This is a genomic window from Arthrobacter sp. yr096 (genome assembly GCF_900108925.1).
In the GTDB taxonomy this organism is placed as follows: Bacteria; Actinomycetota; Actinomycetes; order Actinomycetales; family Micrococcaceae; genus Arthrobacter.
Genome location: NZ_FNYI01000001.1, coordinates 119,749 through 137,196, shown reverse-complemented (window position 1 = coordinate 137,196; position 17,448 = coordinate 119,749). Strand labels below are relative to the sequence as shown.

At 63.6% G+C, this 17,448-nt stretch carries 15 protein-coding genes; 6 read left to right on the top strand and 9 right to left on the bottom strand.

Annotated features, from left to right (window positions below; translation table 11 throughout):
• Positions 1-5: 5 nt before the first annotated feature.
• The 3 genes from BMY91_RS00615 to BMY91_RS00605 are packed head-to-tail and all read right to left on the bottom strand — an operon-like array spanning position 6 to position 3,128.
• Positions 6-902: a carbohydrate ABC transporter permease gene (locus tag BMY91_RS00615; protein ID WP_256212501.1), complete on the bottom strand. Its 897-nt coding sequence runs from the start codon at positions 900-902 to the stop codon at positions 6-8.
• 3 nt (positions 903-905) lie between these two features.
• Complete coding sequence (locus BMY91_RS00610) at positions 906-1,850, bottom strand: carbohydrate ABC transporter permease (protein WP_256212500.1); 945 nt, start codon at positions 1,848-1,850, stop codon at positions 906-908.
• Positions 1,851-1,853: 3 nt separating this feature from the next.
• Positions 1,854-3,128, bottom strand: coding sequence for an ABC transporter substrate-binding protein (locus BMY91_RS00605; RefSeq protein ID WP_090816884.1), 1,275 nt, complete (start codon positions 3,126-3,128; stop codon positions 1,854-1,856).
• 266 nt (positions 3,129-3,394) lie between these two features.
• Between BMY91_RS00605 and BMY91_RS00600 the strand changes: the two genes are divergently transcribed.
• The 4 genes from BMY91_RS00600 (at position 3,395) to BMY91_RS00585 (ending at position 6,896) form a co-directional block, all read left to right on the top strand.
• Positions 3,395-3,832 (top strand): VOC family protein, encoded by a 438-nt coding sequence (locus BMY91_RS00600; protein ID WP_090816881.1) that lies wholly within the window; start codon positions 3,395-3,397, stop codon positions 3,830-3,832.
• Between the two features lie 21 nt (positions 3,833-3,853).
• The gene (locus BMY91_RS00595) at positions 3,854-4,804 is read left to right on the top strand and encodes a 1,4-dihydroxy-2-naphthoyl-CoA synthase (RefSeq protein ID WP_090816878.1); all 951 of its coding nucleotides are present in this window, start codon (positions 3,854-3,856) and stop codon (positions 4,802-4,804) included.
• A 9-nt stretch (positions 4,805-4,813) separates the two neighbouring features.
• The gene (locus BMY91_RS00590) at positions 4,814-5,953 is read left to right on the top strand and encodes an AMP-binding protein (RefSeq protein WP_090816875.1); all 1,140 of its coding nucleotides are present in this window, start codon (positions 4,814-4,816) and stop codon (positions 5,951-5,953) included.
• Positions 5,954-6,014: 61 nt separating this feature from the next.
• Positions 6,015-6,896 (top strand): 1,4-dihydroxy-2-naphthoate polyprenyltransferase, encoded by an 882-nt coding sequence (locus BMY91_RS00585; RefSeq protein WP_090816872.1) that lies wholly within the window; start codon positions 6,015-6,017, stop codon positions 6,894-6,896.
• 77 nt (positions 6,897-6,973) lie between these two features.
• Here the strand turns inward: BMY91_RS00585 and BMY91_RS00580 are convergent, their stop codons facing one another.
• On the bottom strand, positions 6,974-7,285 hold the full coding sequence (locus BMY91_RS00580; RefSeq protein WP_090816869.1) for a DUF4229 domain-containing protein: 312 nt from the start codon (positions 7,283-7,285) through the stop codon (positions 6,974-6,976).
• A gap of 84 nt (positions 7,286-7,369) precedes the next feature.
• Here BMY91_RS00580 and BMY91_RS00575 point away from each other — a divergent pair, with 84 nt between their 5' ends.
• Together BMY91_RS00575 and BMY91_RS00570 are read left to right on the top strand one after the other, a co-directional pair.
• The gene (locus BMY91_RS00575) at positions 7,370-7,810 is read left to right on the top strand and encodes a PLD nuclease N-terminal domain-containing protein (RefSeq protein WP_090816866.1); all 441 of its coding nucleotides are present in this window, start codon (positions 7,370-7,372) and stop codon (positions 7,808-7,810) included.
• A 6-nt stretch (positions 7,811-7,816) separates the two neighbouring features.
• Positions 7,817-8,410, top strand: coding sequence for a hypothetical protein (locus tag BMY91_RS00570; protein WP_090816862.1), 594 nt, complete (start codon positions 7,817-7,819; stop codon positions 8,408-8,410).
• Here the strand turns inward: BMY91_RS00570 and BMY91_RS00565 are convergent.
• The 5 genes from BMY91_RS00565 to BMY91_RS00545 all read right to left on the bottom strand — a co-directional run bounded on the left by BMY91_RS00565 (position 8,391) and on the right by BMY91_RS00545 (position 17,421).
• Positions 8,391-9,866: a dynamin family protein gene (locus BMY91_RS00565; RefSeq protein WP_090816859.1), complete on the bottom strand. Its 1,476-nt coding sequence runs from the start codon at positions 9,864-9,866 to the stop codon at positions 8,391-8,393. The genes BMY91_RS00570 and BMY91_RS00565 overlap by 20 nt on opposite strands.
• Positions 9,863-11,752, bottom strand: coding sequence for a dynamin family protein (locus tag BMY91_RS00560; protein ID WP_090816856.1), 1,890 nt, complete (start codon positions 11,750-11,752; stop codon positions 9,863-9,865). Before BMY91_RS00560 ends, BMY91_RS00565 begins: the two co-directional genes overlap by 4 nt.
• Before the next feature lie 102 nt (positions 11,753-11,854).
• Positions 11,855-13,126, bottom strand: a complete 1,272-nt coding sequence (locus BMY91_RS00555) for an IniB N-terminal domain-containing protein (RefSeq protein WP_090816853.1) — start codon at positions 13,124-13,126, stop codon at positions 11,855-11,857.
• A 173-nt stretch (positions 13,127-13,299) separates the two neighbouring features.
• Entirely contained in the window at positions 13,300-15,405 is a 2,106-nt protein-coding gene (locus tag BMY91_RS00550) for a LuxR C-terminal-related transcriptional regulator (RefSeq protein ID WP_090816850.1), read from the bottom strand.
• Positions 15,406-15,408: 3 nt separating this feature from the next.
• Positions 15,409-17,421, bottom strand: coding sequence for an Hsp70 family protein (locus BMY91_RS00545; RefSeq protein WP_090816848.1), 2,013 nt, complete (start codon positions 17,419-17,421; stop codon positions 15,409-15,411).
• Positions 17,422-17,448 lie beyond the last annotated feature (27 nt).

Genomic DNA, 17,448 nt, shown 5'->3' with positions numbered 1-17,448 from the left:
GAGCACTAGTCCTTCAGTCCGGCGCTGACATCAGCGTTGAGTACGTATTTCTGGAACACCGCAAAGACCAGCACCAAGGGCAGGATGGAGATGACCGATGCTCCCAGCAGAACGGGCCAATCGATGTTCTCCGCACCCACAATGCTCCGGAGCGCCACCTGCAGGGTGTACCACTTGGGATCGTTCAACACGATCAACGGCCAGATGTAGTCGTTCCACCGCCACTGGAAAGAAAAGATGGCCAACGTAAACAGGATCGGCTTGGACAGCGGCAGCATGATGCGGAAGAAAATGGCAAGCTCGCTCGCGCCATCGATCCGGGCAGAGTGCAGCAGGTCATCCGGAACAGTGAGGAAGAACTGGCGGAACATGAAGACCCCGGTGGCTGTCAGCACCGACGGCACAATGATGCCCGCCAGGGAGTTGTAGAGGCCCAGATCCCGGATCACCGAGAAGGTGGGATTAAGGATCACTTCGGTAGGCAGCATGGTGGTGGCCAGGATGCACACGAAAAACAGCCGTGTGCCCTTGTTGTTGTACTTGGCCAGCGCGTAGCCGGTGCAGGCGCTGAAGAACACCGTCAGCACAGTGGTGACCAGGGCAACCGTGGCAGTGTTCAGGAAGTATCTGGCGAAATCAACGCGTTCCCACGCATCCACAAACCCCTGGAACGTCCATTCACGGGGAAGCATGGACAGCGGATAACTGAAAAGCTCACTGCCCGGCTTGAACGAGCTGAGGAGGAACCACAGCAGCGGGAGGGCATAGATGGCCACAATGACCCACAACACGGCCGTCAGCGGAGCGGACATCTTCTTCGGGTTGGCCCGGGCTCTGCGGTTTCCCCGCGGGGCACTTCCACGCGGGGCAGCAGTGGGGGGCATCTTGGTAGCTGTTGCCATGGTTCAGCCCTTCTTCTTGTTGAAGCGCAGCTGGATGAGCGCGATGGCCAACAAGACCACCATCAGCACCATGGAGGCCGCACTGGCGTAGCCCACCTTGGATTGCTCAAAGCCGGTCTTGTAGATGTACTGGACGATCAAGGTGTTCTCGGTTCCCGGACCACCATTGGTGAGCGCCTGGATCATGGCGAACTCCTTCATGGCGTGGATGGTGGACAGCAGGATCACCATGAACGACGTCGGCGCGATGCCGGGCAGGATGATGTGGCGGAACCGTTGCCACGCGTTGGCTCCGTCCAGTTCGGCCGCCTCCAGAAGAGCCTCCGGTATGTTCTTCAAGGCAGCAATGAACAGCCGCATGTTAAAGGCCGTTCCGCCCCAGGCCGAGGCGAAAATGACCACCATCAGTGCGAGGTTGCCATTGCTGGACCAAGGAACAGGGCTCCCGCCCACCGTGGAGATCACGAAATTGACGAAGCCGAAGTCCTGGCCGAACATCCACTTCCAGATGACACCCACCACGATTGGAGAGATCAGCCAGGGGAGGAAGATGATCACCTTGGCTGCGGTCCTCCCCCTGGTGGCTTTGCTCACCAACAGTGAGGCAATGCCGAGGGAAGACACGTACACCAAGGGCACTGACAGTACGGTGTACAGGAATGTCCGGGTCAGCGCCGCATAGAACGTGCTGTCCGCAAACAGTTTCTGAAAGTTGGCCAAGCCAATGAAGTTCAGCTTGCCAACGCCGCGGTAGTCCGTGAACGAATAGATCAGTCCAAGGGCACCGGGCCAGACGAAGAACACCAGGAACAGCACCACGTTGACGCCGATGAGGATCAGGGGAGCAATCACATAGCGGTTGCGCCGCCGCTGCCGGGACTTGCTCCGCACCACAGGTGAGCCAGGCATTTCCGGCTTCAGCGCCGGGCTCAGGGTCGAATTGGCCATGGCCTAGGCTCCGTTGTAAAGCTTCACGATGTTCTCCACCGTGGTCTTGGCATCCTGGCTGCCGCCCAGCATCTTCACCGTTTCCTCCCTCAACGGATCACCGGAGAAGGGGGTCTCAGCGTAGGCTTCGGCCACGACGCGCTTGATGGCGTTGTCACCCTTGGCCTCGTTTCCGGCGATCTGCTGCTGGTAGAGCTCGAAGGAGGCCTGCTGGAAGGGGTACTCCACTGTGAGGCTTTCCTTGACCGGCAAGTAGCCGCCGATTTGTGCGAATTCGATGTAGTTCGCGTCGTCATAGAACCAGTCGATGAACTTTTTGGCTTCCTCATCGGCCCCAGTGTCCTTGAACGCCACCATGAAGCCGCCACCGAGATTGGTGGCGTTGACTACCTTCCTGGGGAGCGGCACGGACAACCATTCAAAGTCCTTGATGTTCTTGTTGAAGTCCGCAACCTGCCAACTGCCCGAGTAGTAGGCAGCCACCTGCCCGCTCTTGAACATGGCATTGCCGTCCTCGCCGCTAAGCCACACGGACTTGGGCATGGTGGCGTCGTCATTGATTTTCTGAAAGTACTCAAGGGTCTCCACGGCTTGGTCGTCCCACGCGTACTTATCCCCGTTCTTGGCGAAGGCGTCACTGCCGAACTGGTACATCATGGCGCGGAGGCGGTGGCCGGAACGGTCCATCACCACTCCGTACTTGGCTCCGGCCTTCTCGCGGACCTGGTTCACGGCTACCACGAATTCGTCCCAGGTCCAGCTGTTTTCGATGGCGGTGGGATAGGCCACCCCGGCTTTGTCGAAGAGGCTCTTGTTCACAAACAGGCCTACGGCGGTGAGGTCCGACGGGATGGCCGGGAGTGTTCCATCCGGTGCCGTCTGCAGGAACTTTTCATCGATGTTCCTCGCCTTCGCGATATCGCTGAGGTCCTGGAGTTGGTTGACCCAGATAGGGTCCAGGCCTGTCACCCGGGCCAGCGCCGGGAGGTCGTTGGCAGTGGCTGCGTTTTTTAGCTTGGTGGTGATGTCCGCGGTGGGTACATCCACCACCTCAATGGTGATTCCTGTGGCTTCCTTGTATTTCGCGGCGGCGGCGGCGAAGGCTCCGCCCTGGTTGGTATCCCCGGAAAGTACCAACTGGAGGGTCTTGGCTCCTCCATCAGTGGAGGCACCCCCGCCCCCACAGGCAGAAAGACCAACGGCAAGGGCTGAGAGGCCAAAGGCCGTCAATCCGAACTGCCGGCGGCTGATGCTGGAGATGCGTGTCTGCTCTGACAATGCTCTGTCCTTTTCTCACGGGGCTTGCCGGCCATGGCGGCCAGGCTAAGGAAGCAGGGCGCGGTTCCGGAGGCCGCACTGCCTGCTAGGAAAAGCCTTTCCTGCACCAACTGTGATCTATGTCATGACAATATGTCAAGATAATGTGCGCACATTTTCCAACGTTGGAGAAGTTCACTCCCCTACAGCGGCCAGCCGCCCCAACCAGGACCGGAACTGACCGCGAAGCCCTACCCAGTCCCCAGTGCGGGGAATAGCTTGGGGGCATGACACTCAACATCCAGGTAGTCGTCGACTGCCAAAAGCCCCATGTGCTGGCCGATTGGTGGGCCCAGACCCTCGAGTGGAACGTAGAACCCCAGGACGAGGCATTCATCCGCTCCATGATCGAGCAAGGGTTCGCCACCGAAGACCAGACCATCACCCACAACGGCAAGCTCGTGTGGGCCGAAGGCTGCGCGATCGTTCCCGCCGAAGACACCGATCCCAAGACGGGCCGGCGCGTTCTGTTCCAGACAGACCCGCATCAAAAGAGCGTCAAGAACCGGGTTCACTGGGACGTGAGACTGGACGGCAGGGACAAGGACGTGGTGCGTAAGGAACTGGAAGCCCGCGGCGCCAAACACCTCTGGACAGCCAACCAAGGACCGCACGAATGGCACACCATGGCCGACCCCGAGGGCAACGAGTTCTGCATCAGCTAAGGCCATTACTAGACTCGGACTGTGAACAACCATCTCCCCGCCAAGGTTTCCGACGTCTTTGACCCCTCGCGCTGGCGCACTGTATCCGGCTTCGACGACTTCAAGGACATGACCTACCACCGGCAGGTTGAACGCTCGGCGGACGGCACAGTCAAGGACCTTCCCACGGTCCGTATCGCCTTCAACCGCCCCGAGGTGCGCAATGCGTTCCGCCCGGGCACCGTTGACGAGCTCTACCGGGCCATGGACCACGCCCGCATGACACCGGACGTCGCCACAGTTCTCCTCACGGGCAACGGACCGTCCGAAAAGGACGGCGGCCACTCATTCTGCTCCGGCGGCGACCAACGGATCCGTGGACGGGACGGCTACCGCTATGCAGAGGGGGAAACCCCGGAGAGCATCGATCCCGCCCGTGCCGGCAGGCTCCACATCCTTGAAGTCCAGCGGCTCATGCGGACCATGCCCAAGGTGGTCATCGCCGTCGTCAATGGTTGGGCGGCGGGCGGCGGCCACTCGCTGCACGTGGTCAGCGACCTCACCATTGCCTCGCGTCAGCACGGCAAGTTCAAGCAGACAGACGCCACGGTGGGAAGTTTCGACGCCGGATACGGCTCTGCGCTGCTGGCCCGCCAGATCGGACAAAAAGCCGCGCGCGAAATCTTCTTCCTGGCCCGCGAATACTCCGCTGAAGACATGGTCACGATGGGTGCCGTCAACGAGGCCGTGGATCACGAGCGCCTGGAAGAAGTCGCTTTGGAATACGCGGCGGACATCGCCCGTCAATCCCCGCAGGCCATCCGCATGCTCAAGTTCGCCTTCAACCTGGCCGACGACGGCTTGGCCGGCCAGCAGGTGTTCGCCGGCGAAGCCACCCGCCTGGCCTACATGACCGACGAAGCCGTTGAAGGCAAGGAAGCGTTCCTCCAGAAGCGCGACCCCGACTGGTCAAACTTCCCCTACTACTTCTAGGACTCACCTGTGGACATCGATCCCATACTGAAGGCCTTGATGGCTGCCCTCCACGGTGAGGGCCCCGCCGTCGAAATCGTCGTGGATGAAGACGGCGTGCCGCGCGCGGTTCCGGTGGAGACCCACGTGGACGAGGCAGCCGTGGTGGTCCGCACCTCTGGATCCACGGGGACACCCAAGGCGACCGTCCTCACTGTTGACGCCCTCGCAGCATCCTCCGTGTCCACGGCCATGGCGCTGCGCGGCGAAGGCCAGTGGCTGCTGGCGCTCCCGCTGCAGTACGTGGCCGGCGTTCAGGTCCTGGTCCGCTCGCTCTACGCCGGCACGCGTCCGTGGGTAATGGACCAAGCGAACGGCTTCACCCCCGAGGCCTTCACCGCTGCCGCTGAGGAATTGACGGACAAGATCCGTTTCACGTCCCTGGTGCCCACGCAATTGCAACGGCTCCTGGACTCCCCCGCGCCGGAAACCCTCGCCGTGCTCCGTCGCTTCAACGCCATCCTCCTGGGTGGCGCCCCGGCGTCCCCGGATTTGCTGGCCACCGCACACGCCGAAGGCCTCACTGTGGTCACCACCTACGGCTCAGCTGAGACCTGCGGCGGGTGTGTCTACGACGGTGAGCCCCTTGACGGCGTCGAGGTCCGCATCGGCGAAGGCGAGTTGGAAGGCCGCGTTCTTCTGGGTGGCGATACCGTGGCGGCGGGCTACCTGGACGCCGCCCGCGCCTCAAAGGCAGCGTTCTTCGAGGAAGACGGCGTCCGCTGGTACATCACAGGCGACCTCGGCGAACTGTCCGACGACGGCAAACTCACCGTGCTGGGCCGTGCCGACGACGTCATCATTACCGGCGGCGTCAAAGCCTCCGCCGCGTACATCCAAAGCAAGCTCGAAGAACTCGACGACGTCACCGCGGCCTTCGTTGCCGGCGTCCCGTCGCGCGAATGGGGACAAGCCGTTGCGGCGTACGTGGCAGTGAAGGACCCCAGCCCTGACGGAATCAAAGGTTTCACGTCCCGCCGCGAGGCCGCGCTCGGCAAACTGGCACCCAAGACCGTGCTGGCGGACAAGGAATTGCTCATGCTCCCCAACGGAAAACCGGACCGGATGGCCATGATTGACCGGCTTTCCGAGCTGCATCAGGGACAATAGACACGTTCTTCCCCCGCACACCTGGCTTAAGATCAACCGCGAAATACACGAGGTACTACACGTGGCGACAGCTGCACAATGGATTCAAGGAGCCCGGCTCCGCACACTGCCCGCGGCGATCGCGCCCGTCCTGATCGGTTCGGCAGCAGCGTACGAACTCCAGGCTTTCCGGCTGCCGAACGCGATCCTGGCTGCACTGGTTGCCTTGCTGCTCCAAATCGGCGTGAACTACGCCAACGACTACTCCGACGGAATCCGCGGCACCGATGAAGACCGGGTGGGTCCCCTGCGCCTGGTCGGTTCCGGCGCCGCGAAGCCGGAGCAAGTTAAGTGGGCTGCGTTCGCCCTGTTCGGAGCAGCAATGGTGTGTGGCCTGATTCTGGTCATCATGACGCAGGCCTGGTGGCTGATCCTGGTGGGCATCGGCTGTGTCCTGGCAGCCTGGGGCTACACCGGGGGCAAGAACCCCTACGGCTACATGGGCCTCGGCGACGTCTTCGTGTTCGTGTTCTTCGGTCTGGTGGCCACGCTGGGCACCACGTATACGCAGGCCGGGCAGGTCAGCCTCGCCGCGGTGATCGGTGCGATCGGCACAGGCTTGATTGCCTGTGCCCTCCTGATGGCCAACAACGTCAGGGACATCCCCACGGATACGGCTGCCGGCAAACGGACCTTGGCCGTTCGGCTCGGAGACCGCCATGCCCGCGAAAGCTACGTGCTGATGCTGGCCGTCGCCATTCTGCTGGTGATCGTCCTGGCTCCCACCAAACCGTGGATGCTGATCGTGCTGCTGCTGATCCCCGCGTGCCTCATGCCTGCCTGGCTCATGGTCAACGGCAAGAAGCGCAAGAGCCTCATCCCCGTGCTCAAACAGACCGGCCTGATCAACCTCGGATACAGCCTGTTGTTCTCACTGGGCCTGGTCCTGAGCCAGGGCTTCTAGGTTCTTTTCGTCCGCGTGTTTGTACAGCTAACGCCCCCAGGAAGGCTTCTTGGGGGCGTTAGCTGTACAAAAACGTCTTAAAGGGTGCCGGGGCGTTTGTCGTTGTTGACGGCGATGCCCGGGTTTTTCTCTACCAGGCCGTCCTCCGCTGCGGCGTCTTCCACCTCGCCTGCGGTCCGGATGGGCTTGGCACGCCCCGAGAAACGTTCGCGCATGCTGGCCGTGGCGGCATCGCGCTGTTTCTGGAAGAACAGGTAGCTGATGGCGAAAGCCATGAGCCCAGCGAACACAGCCGCCGGCAGCAGACCCACCTGCAAAAGAGCGAACACGATGAACAACGGCACAAAAAGCGCCAGACGGATGAGGGAATACTTCAGGAAAGCCACCATCCAAGTTTAGCCGTGATGGTTGCACTCTGATCACGGCAAGGATCCAGCGTCCAGTCAAGGGCTTCCGGCGACTAGACTTGGTGCATGCTCCGCGTTGTAGGCGTCGTCGTCGTCCTTGTTGTCTTCGTCTATGCCCTGGTGGATGTTATCCGCACGGACAGCCACCAAACACGCGGCATTTCCAAACCCGCCTGGATCATCGTCATGATCGTGCTTCCGCTGCTGGGAGCAATCCTCTGGTTCATTTTCGGCAGGCCCTACGGCAAACCCTCGGCACAGCCTGTCCGCCGCCATCCCACGGCGCCGGACGACGACCCCGAGTTCCTCCGCAATCTGGAAACCCGCCGCCGCAACCAGGCCGAAGACGAGCGGCTGAAGAAGCTCAAGGCTGACCTCGAAGCCAAGGAGCGCGAGCTCGGTGGCAAGCCGTCAGAGGGCACCGGCGATGCCAAGAACAAAGGTTTCCAAGCCGGCGATGCCAAACGCAGCGAGCCGGACCCCCATGACACCGACGAACTGAAGTAGGCACTCATGGCCCAGCAAGCTGATGGTTCACGGCGATCGCCCTCCCCCACACCATCAGCCAACGGGCCATCAGCACCACCACCCCGGCCGGGAATCTCCCTGTCCGTCCCGCCGCCCATCACCGCCGTTGTGAAGCCACCCGGTCCCGCAAGGCTCTCGCGCTCCTTGTGGGTGGCGAGCTTCGTGGCAGGGATCGCCGTCGTGGTGACCGGATTCCTGGGCCGCGACTCCCACTTTGAACGCCTGAAAGGCGTGATCGGGGGCATGGTCCCCGATGGCGACGCCCAGGCAGTGGACGGCGCCACCGCCGTCGTATTCCTCGGAAGCCTCACGATGCTTGCGCTGGTGGTGGTCATGGAAGCTGTCCTGCTGGCAGTACTTTTCAAACGACGCACCTGGGCGCGATGGGCGCTGGCACCCGTGGTCCTCCTCCACGCGGTGGTGACCGTCATTACCGCAGACTTTGTGGTGGCCCCGGGGGCGGACGGCGCCATGGCCATTGTGCTGTTGGCTGCCCAATTCATCCTGGCCGCGGCAGGGCTGATCCTGTTGTTCCTGCCATCCACCACCACCTGGTTACTCAGCGAACGGCGGGTATAGCGGCCAGCATCCCTTCGCAGCTGCGCATGACAATGCGGCAGGCGTCCAGTGCCGCCGGTTCTGTCAGGGGATTTTCCGCGATCAACCGCCACCGGTTCAAACAGCTCCGGGCGGCCTGGCTGATCTGGTCCGGGCCGGCCTCGGGATCCAGCCCGAGCCGCAGCGCCGGTGTACTGCCACGTCCGCCCACCAGGCGTTCGGCTTCTGCCTCTTGCTCGCCAGCCAGTCCTACGCCGCCCGTCCTCAGCGCTGCAAGGAGCTTCAACTCCCGGAACTCGTGGGCACTGCTTTGGAGCCGTTCCAAAGCACCTTTCAGCGGTTCCACGCGCTCTTTGGATGACTCGCGCAGCAATGACTCCAAGCCAACGACGGCGGCACGCGCCTTGAGCGCGTCAGCCCGCGTTTGGAACAAGCGGCTGATGGTATCGAGGAGTACGCCCAGACCGCTGCGCCGGGCGAGTTCGTGGGCCAACTCGGTGGGATTGCTGGTTCCACCCCGGATCAAGGCAACACCGAGCCTGATCCCGAACAGGCCAAACCTGTTGACGAGGGATTCCTTGGTGGCCTGATCCAGTCCGGCGGGCCCGGCAGTGCGCACAAAGCGGTCCGCTGATAACATCATCCGCTCACGCTGGTTCCTGTCCATCTGTGCCAACATATTCATCGCGTCGAAGTCGGCCTGCCGCATGGTCCGCGAGCTTTGTGCCAGCAACCCTGCCACCGGGACGACGCCCAACGCCAGAGGCCTAAGATTCTGGTCCTGGCTGTATCTTTCGGCGATGACGGCCGCAGAGATGAGCGAATCGATCCTGCCGGCGCCGATCTCGTCGGCCCTGGACAGGACGGCCAAGGCATTGACGGAACCGGATTGGCCTGCGGCGGTGTCCTTGAAGGATTCCAGGAACCTGACATCGGAAGCATGCAGGTGCCGCATGAGGTAGATAACGGCATCCGCTGCCATCGGGGCATCCTCGGGAAGCAGGAAAGCGGTGGCCCGCCCGGAGACGTCCTGCGACAGCGAGGCTATGCCCGGGGTGTCAATCAGCGTGAGATTGCGCAGTCCGGCAGATGGCCAGTCCACCACCAGCCGATCCACGTTCTCTGCTTGGAATTCCCCCAATGAGAACACCAAACGGCCATCCTCGCGGGTCACCGGCAGCGACGTAGGCCCGCCCAGAAAGGGGTACAGCGTGATGCGTGGTGTGTGACCGTAGCGGTACCACGTGACAATCCGTGTGCACTCCCCGGCGTCGGTAGGTGCAATCTCCTCGCCGATGATCGCGTTCAGGAGCGTCGACTTCCCGGCCTTAACCATGCCCGCCACAGCTACACGGAGCGGCCCGGCCAGTCTGTTGTCCAGGTCGTCCACCACTGCGAGCGCCGCCACGTCACCGTGGAAGACCTCTCTTGCCTGTCGCAGGAGCTCCGCGGCTCCCGCGATGCCCGTGTCTATCATCCCGTGGGCACCGCCGACGCCGTTGTGGGCGAGATCAGTTGAGTGGGCACGTCTTCCTGGAGCTGCTGCGCGGCTTTACCCAGAGCTTCCACGGCCTTGAGCTGGTTCCTGATCTCCTTGATCCTCAGGTCCCGTTCCACGGCATAGGTGGCTGCAGCTTTCTGGGCGGCCGCCACGGATTCCGTGAGGGAACGGTGGTGTTCCTCGGCAATCTCCGTGAAGTGGTCCCGGGTGGCACGCTGGACCAGCCTCAACCGGTCCTTGAGCTGCTTCCCCACCTGGAACACCACATCGTCCACTTGCTTGCGGACAAGGACCTTCGCCTCGGCCTGGCGCCGCTTGAGGCGGGCTTCCTGTTCCTCACGGTAGGCCTTCCTGCCCAGGAGGAGCCCTGCGCCCACGGACAACGGGTTAATGAGGGCCATGCCGAAAATGCCGGTCAGGAGGCCGAACATGAGGACCCCACCGTAGGACCCACGCATGCCAATAAGTACCTTTTGCAGTGGACCCAAACGGCCGTCTTCCAGGGCTTGGAGGTCGGCAACGGGATCAAGGACGCCTCCGGTATCAGCCACCTTCAGCGCAGGCAGGGCCACTTCCTCCTCGGAGAAATGCTCCGCAACTTGCCCGGCCAGCCATTGGGCGCGTTCACTGGTCCACACGAACGTCTCAGAAACGGCGGCGGCCGTGCTTTGCTCAAGCCATTGGGTGAATTGGTCCCAGGCCGGCCCAGGATCGCCATGGTCTATTGCTGTTTCGGCCTCGCGCTGAATCCTCCGGAGCCTGTCCTTGAGGTCGTATTCCATATCCGCAATGAGATCGCCAATGCCATCATTGAGGGTGATCTGCCACCGCGCGGAACGTTTGCGCAACGCATCAGCGTCTTCCTTCGCCGCCTTCAAGCCGGCGATCATCCGGGGCGTTCCCTCTGGATTCTCCAAAGCCCCCAGCTCGGAATGAAGGGCCAATCCCAGGTGCTCCGTCACGGACAGGACGTCGTGCCCTACAGAGCGCCGTTGGATTCGGGCGGCACCTCCCACGATGTGATTCCGCAGGTGGGCGATGAGCGCGGGAAACCCGGATTCTTCGTTCAGCTCAGTGTCCTGGAGCCGTGCTGCCTGAAGTCGCAGTTCGGAGGAGACCGGGAACAAGGGAATGTCCGGTGCCACGCCTGACAGATGCCCTTTGTCCAAATCCGCGATCTGCCGCCACGTTGGATAGAGATCCGTCTTGGACAGCACGCAGGCGACGTTGGGGCTGACGCGCATTGCCTGGCCAAGGAACCGCATTTCCGGTTCGGTGTATTCCTGGGAGGCATCGGAGACAAACACCATGGCATGCGCTGAAGGCAGCGCGGTCAGGGTGGTCAGTGTGTGAGTGGATCCCAGGCCGCCAACACCCGGTGAATCCACGATGGTCAACCCACCTGCCAGGAGCTTCCGCGGCAGTGAGACCTCGGCCGCCACGATGTTCTTCGCATTTCCGGGATTGCCTTTCTCCGAGACGTAGTCCGCCAGGTCATTGAGGCTCACTGCCTGCCGTTCCAGGCCGCTTTCGGGCCCGGCCGCCTCGCCTTCCAGGCTGGCATCGGCACGGCTTCCTTCCTGGGTGGGAACCAGGACAACGGCCGACGCCGGATCCCCCTGCCGGACCACCGTCGGCACTGTGGTGGCGATGTCGTCATCAACAGGGCAGACGGGGGCGTTCACCAAGGCGTTGATGAGTTGGCTTTTGCCTTGTTTGAACTCCCCCACCACAATGACCCGGACACTGGGATCGCCCAGGCGGTTGAGGGTATTTTCCAGCCGCCGTCTCAGGTCATTGCGATCCCCCACCAAGGCGATTGCCTGCTCTACCAGGGTGGTCATGCGTGCTGTTTCAGCCACGGACTGTCCTTTGCTCTGCCCCTCGGGTTGGAAGTCCACGAAGTGCCCGGCAGGTTGTTGAACACCTGCCGGGCACTGCTGGGGACCATATGTTTGGTATTTCTACATCGGTGGTGGCGGCGGGCCTGCCGGGCCGCCGTCGAGGTCCACATCCACGTCGTTGTCGGCAACCACGATCGAGTCGTCGATGTCGTTGAATTCGAGTTCGTTGTCCTCGATGTTGGTGTAATCCACATCCAGCTCGTTGTCGGCCACCACGATGCTGTCCTGGATATTGGTGAGTTCAACATCCACATCGCCCACCTCAACATCGGTGGAGTTGTCATTGAACGAGTCAGCAATGTCCACGGAGTTGTCCGAGTTATCGGAGTTATCCGTCACGGAGTTATCCGAATTGTCCGAGTTATCCACAGAGTTGTCGTTGAACGAATCGGAGATATTGACCGAGTTGTCCGAGTTGTCCGTGTGCGTGGAGTTGTCCTCGTTGAAGGAGTCCTCGATGTCCACGTCAACGTCAACATCCGTGTTGTAGGAGTCGTCGGTGTTGTAGGAGTCCTTGGTGACGGAGTGATCCGAATTGTCGTTGAACGAATCCTTGACCTCGATGTCCGTGTTGCCCACCTCAACGTCGCCGTCACCGGACTCGCTGATGTTCACCGAGTTATCCGTCGAGTGATCATTGGTGGTGGTGGTGTTGCCGGAGTCCTTCACATCGTCGCCGGCTGCAATGGCACCATCGCCGGAAGCAACCACTGCGTCCTGGTTGAAGAGCTGGGTGACGTCGCCATCGGCCCAGATGTTCTGATTGACGGATTGGTCAGTGATCGTGTCGCGGTCGTCGATGTTGGTGGTGTAGGAGTAGTTGTTCACCACATGGACCAACTGCTGAACGGCGTGTGCATGGTCATCCCAGTCGCCACCACCGCCACCGCCACCGCCGTGGCCGTGATCGTCGTCGTCATCCCAGTCACCGCCACCGCCACCGCCGTGGCCGTGATCGTCGTCATCATCCCAGCCGCCACCACCGCCACCGCCGCCTCCCCCGTGGCCGTGATCGTCGTCGTCATCCCAGCCGCCGGTGTTGCCGTTGCCCCCACCGTGGGAGGGAGCCGGGTGGCCGCCGGTTGCGCCGCCGCCACCCGTTGAGGCTTGGTTTCCGCCGGTGTTGTATTCGCGGTCGAACGACGAACGTGCGTTGATGGGCGCGTAGTCCAGGACCACCGGACGAACAGCGTCGACGTCTGCCGAGGAAACGTCCCGGAGGCCGGCTGCGGCGAGGGCCGCTTCGGGATCGCGTACGAATTCTTCGGCGGCATCAGGATCGTTGAACAGGCTCATCAGGAACTGCACGAGCTGTTGTGCGAGTGTTGGCATTTCAGTGCTCCCTCAAACTCTGTGGTGGGTGGTAATTGGCCCGGCGCCTTTGCCGGGCTCCCCTTCAACGTAGGGCCGGGGAGTGGGACGGGGCATCGGGGGTAGTCCCCCTGCCGGGGCCTCATCGTTAGGGGATCACGGGGTTTTTCGTTAGGGGGTGGGGGTGCTTCACCTCAGGGAGGAGGGTACCCCTCCCCCAAGGCCACGCGGAGGCGGACCATCAGCTCAGAGCGGCTTTCGGCGCCCAGGCGCCTGCGCATCCGGGCCACATGGTGCTCCGCCGTCCGGGGGGAAATGTAGATGGCTTCTCCGATCTCGCGGTAGGTTTTGCCCGCCAGGAGCAGCCTTCCCACTTCCCGTTCCCTGGCGCTCAGCCCGGTTGGGGCCGTGGTCACCGCGATGGCGTTATCTGAAAGACTCTGGGGGCGTGCTTCCCCGCGCCCGTCATCGCCCCGCCCGGGCACTCCGCCTGGCGGGGAGCCTTGCGGATGGATGTCCCTGGCGCACGCCAGCAGCTTCACCATGTCGCGACGTTCCTCCGCGTGCGCTGCGGCGTGGCCCGCCAAGCGCGCGCCCTCCCACGGCATGCCGACGGCGGCCAACCCACGGGCCGCTGCTTCGACGTCGGACGCTTCAAAGCGGCTGGCCAGAACCGACACCCATGCCTTGCCACCCGCGGCGAGAACCGATGCCAGATGACTGTGTCCGGAAGCCCGCACCAGCGCTGCGGCATGCGGGGCCAGCTCTGCCGGGCTTTCGCTCAGCAAGGCGGCCTGAACAGCAGCCCAGTGCAGGGGTACGGACCACAGAGGCGGATTCCCCAATCCGGCCAGCAGATCCCACGCACCGGCCACGTAGTGCGACACACGTCGTGTTTCCCTAAGCCGGGCCGCAGCGATCATCAGTTCACCCCACGGCAGGAGGCTGTAGAGGTCAACTGACACGTGCATCATGGCTTCCCGGGCCCGTTCCCATGCCAGCACCAGCTGGTGTACTTCGCTTCCGCGCCTGGCCAGGCCCACCTCCAATGCCGCCAACAAGAACTCATCCCGTGGTGCCAGCGGCCAGTGGTTGGCCTTGACGGCCTCATTGATGGCCAACCGGGCCTCATCAGCGTTGTCCTGTTGCATCAAGGACCACGCCTGAAGCAAGAACAGCCTGGGCCCGGCAACATCTCCGCCCTGTCCCGCAGTCAACGCGGCATGAAGCACATGGGCAGCCACGGCGGGCTCCCCACTGTGGAGCGCGCACAAGGCAGCCAACGCGCCGGGAGTCTCAGCCAAGGGAAGTGCGCCCCCTGCAGCGTTCATCATGTCCGACGCCCTGATGAGCTCCGGCAGAGCCAGTTGTGGGTCCGGACCCAGGGTTCTTCGAAGTCCTTCCTGGGTGAGCGACAACGCCACAGCCAGGAGGGTGGGCGAACCGGCAGGCCGGCTGCCGGCAAGGAGTTGCTCCGCCTCCGCAGCGTTGCCGGAACCGATCAGCGCCACTGCCGCCAGTGGGGCCGAGCCCGCCATTCTGTCCGCGCCCAGCCACGTGTAGGTATCCGCGCTGCGGGAGAGCATCCCCCGCTGGGCCCACACTGCCGCGGCCACGTCCACACCCAAGCGAAGGTCAGGCGGCTCGGGCAACGCCAGGAGCCTGTCCACGATCCTGCCCGCGGCGTCAAGGTCTCCTGTTGCCGCTGCGGCCTGGGCCCGCCGGGCCGCGTACGTGAGTTCCTGGCCGCCCGCAAGGAGGGCTTCAGCGAACAGGTCCATGGCAAGCTGCGGATCTGTGTCCACCGCTTTCTCTGCTGAACGCTCCAGCTCCGCAGCAACCCGTGAATCCTGCAGCCCGCTCTTGGCGAGGTCCCGGGCCAGGTCGCCCAGAGCCCGGCCGTCCGCCAGGACTTTGTCCACCAGCTCCCTCTGCAGTGCGCGAAGGCGGCCTGTGGGGGTGCCTTGCAGCAAGGCGTACTGGGCTGTCCCCACCACCGAGCCATCGGAGTGCAGCAAGCCGGCCTCCTTGGCGGCCGCGATGACCTGATCCAGCCCGTCATGGCCTTCGACGCCGTCAGGCAGCGGCCCAGGAAGGGTGAAACCTACGGAGAGGGCCAGCAGCAGTTCACGGACGGCCAAGGAATCCGTTGTCGGTTCCGGGGCTATGGGTAGTTCCGGGACTATGGGTAGTTCCGGAACTATGGGTAGTCCCGGCTCCATAGCGGCGGGAGCTTCATCGAGCGGGTGATCGTCCGCACCGGGCGGGTGGTGCCCGGGCTTATGGTCGTGTCCCGTCATGGACTACACCGCCAGGAGCAGCGCTGGATCCGGAGCAGGACTGGATTCCGTTGGCAGGGGCGTGGGATCCAGCGTGACGGGTGGTGGTGTGGGTGCCTGGGAGAGCGTTGGATCTGGCGACGGTGGCACGGGGTCCTGAGTGACCGTGGGCTCGGGCTGCGGAACAGTCGGTTCGGGCGATGGCGGCGGTGTGACCGGATCCGCCGGGGTGGTGGGAGGCACTGTTGGTTCGGTCACTGGCGGTGTGGTGGGCGGAGGGGTCACGGGCGGAGGGGTAGGCCCGCTGGCCGCGCCGCCCGTCGGAATCGGAACCGGCGTGGTGGGCGTTGTGGCGGGGGTGCCGGGAGTGGTGGCCGTCCCAGGCACCGCGGGGGTAGTGGCACTGCCGGTGGCAGCACCCGGAGTGGTGACCGGTCCCGCCACCGCGCCCGCCGCTGTCCCCGATCCCGTGCCTGTACTGCCCTTTCCTGCGGTGGCAGTTCCTGGCCGGGCCGGGCTCTTCCCGGCCCTGGTGACCCCGGTGCCTGCACCCGCTTCGAGTCCCGCCGAGGCATTCCCGGTAGTCGCGGCATCAGCACCGTTGGCCTGCGACGCGGCGGCTTGGGCCCCCGCACCTTGCGCACCGGCGTCACGCATGACGTCGGCGGCCTGATTGCCGAACATCGTTGCCAGCAGGCCAGCCCCGTCGGGACTCTGAGCCGCCGTCGCCGTCACGATCGTCAACGCGGTTGCAGCTACGGCCGCGGCCGCGGCCATCCGCACGCGGGGCCTGGGAGCATGCTTGCCAGCTTTGGCAGACGCAGCTTTCGGAGCGGTCAAGGTGGGCGCGTTCCTCACGAGGTGCGGCCGCTCCAACGCTGCGGTAGCCACCGCTGCGGTAGCCGATGCTGCGGTCACCGACGCTGCGCCGGCCTCTGCCGCATCCACCCCGGCGGCTCCCGTGGACGGCAACCCGGCCACTGCCGCCCCCAGGCAGATGGAAGACTTGGGATCGGCGTCCACGGCGATCGGCCGGCCCAGTTCCACGGAAATCATCTCCGCCACCAGAGGAATCCGCGAGGATCCACCAATCAGCAGGACAGCGCTCAAATCCTGCGCGTCAACGTGGATGCTCCGCAGGCTTCGCACCAGCGCATCCACTGTGTCCCGGATAGGTGCTTCGATCATCGCTTCAAACTCGGAGCGAACCAGGCGGATGGACTGCTGAGTGCCCGGCAACGCCACGGCAACGCTGGCCTCGCTGTCCATGGAGAGCGCTTCCTTGGCCTCCCGGCATTCCCGCCGTAAACGCGAAAGGGCTGCCAAGGTGTCCGGCGTGCTCGAATCCACGTCCGCGGAAGCAGTGACGTGACCCATGACGTGACGCAGCACGGCGGCGTCGAAATCGGCTCCGCCCAGGGTTTCAATCCCGTCAGGACGGCCCAGCAGTTCGAAGTTTCCCGCACCGGCCTTGCGGAGGACGGCGGTGTCGAACGTGCCACCGCCGAGGTCGTACACCGCGATGATGCTGCCGTTCTCCACCCGTGTCTGGGAGGCATAATGCAGGGCGGCCGCCTCGGGTTCACTGATCAGGGTGACATCCCGTAGGCCGGCCACGTTCAGCGCGGCGAGGGTCAAAGAGGTCCGATGCTGCCCCCAGGCGGCGGGGTGCGTCATGATGATGGACGACGGCGAACTTCCCTCGCGTTCCTCGGCCCTGTCCACCACCCACCGGGCCATGGTGGCGTAGATGTCCTCCGCCGCCAGCCATTCCTCCCCTACGGCCAACGGGACGGAGTCGCCGATGCGGCGCTTGAATTCGCGGACCATCCGCTGGGGATTGTCCAAACCGCGTCGCTCGGCCGCCTCACCTACGAGGATCCGGCCATCATGTGCGTAGAAAAGCACGGAGGGCACGGCGCTGCCGTGCAGTCCCAGCGGGAGGATTTCGGGTGTGGGGGTTGGACTCTGGTCAGGCTTAACCAGGGCTGCTGCGGTAAAACTTGTCCCGACGTCAATGGCGAGAACATAGCTCATGGTTACCTCGAAAAGAACACGACGCGT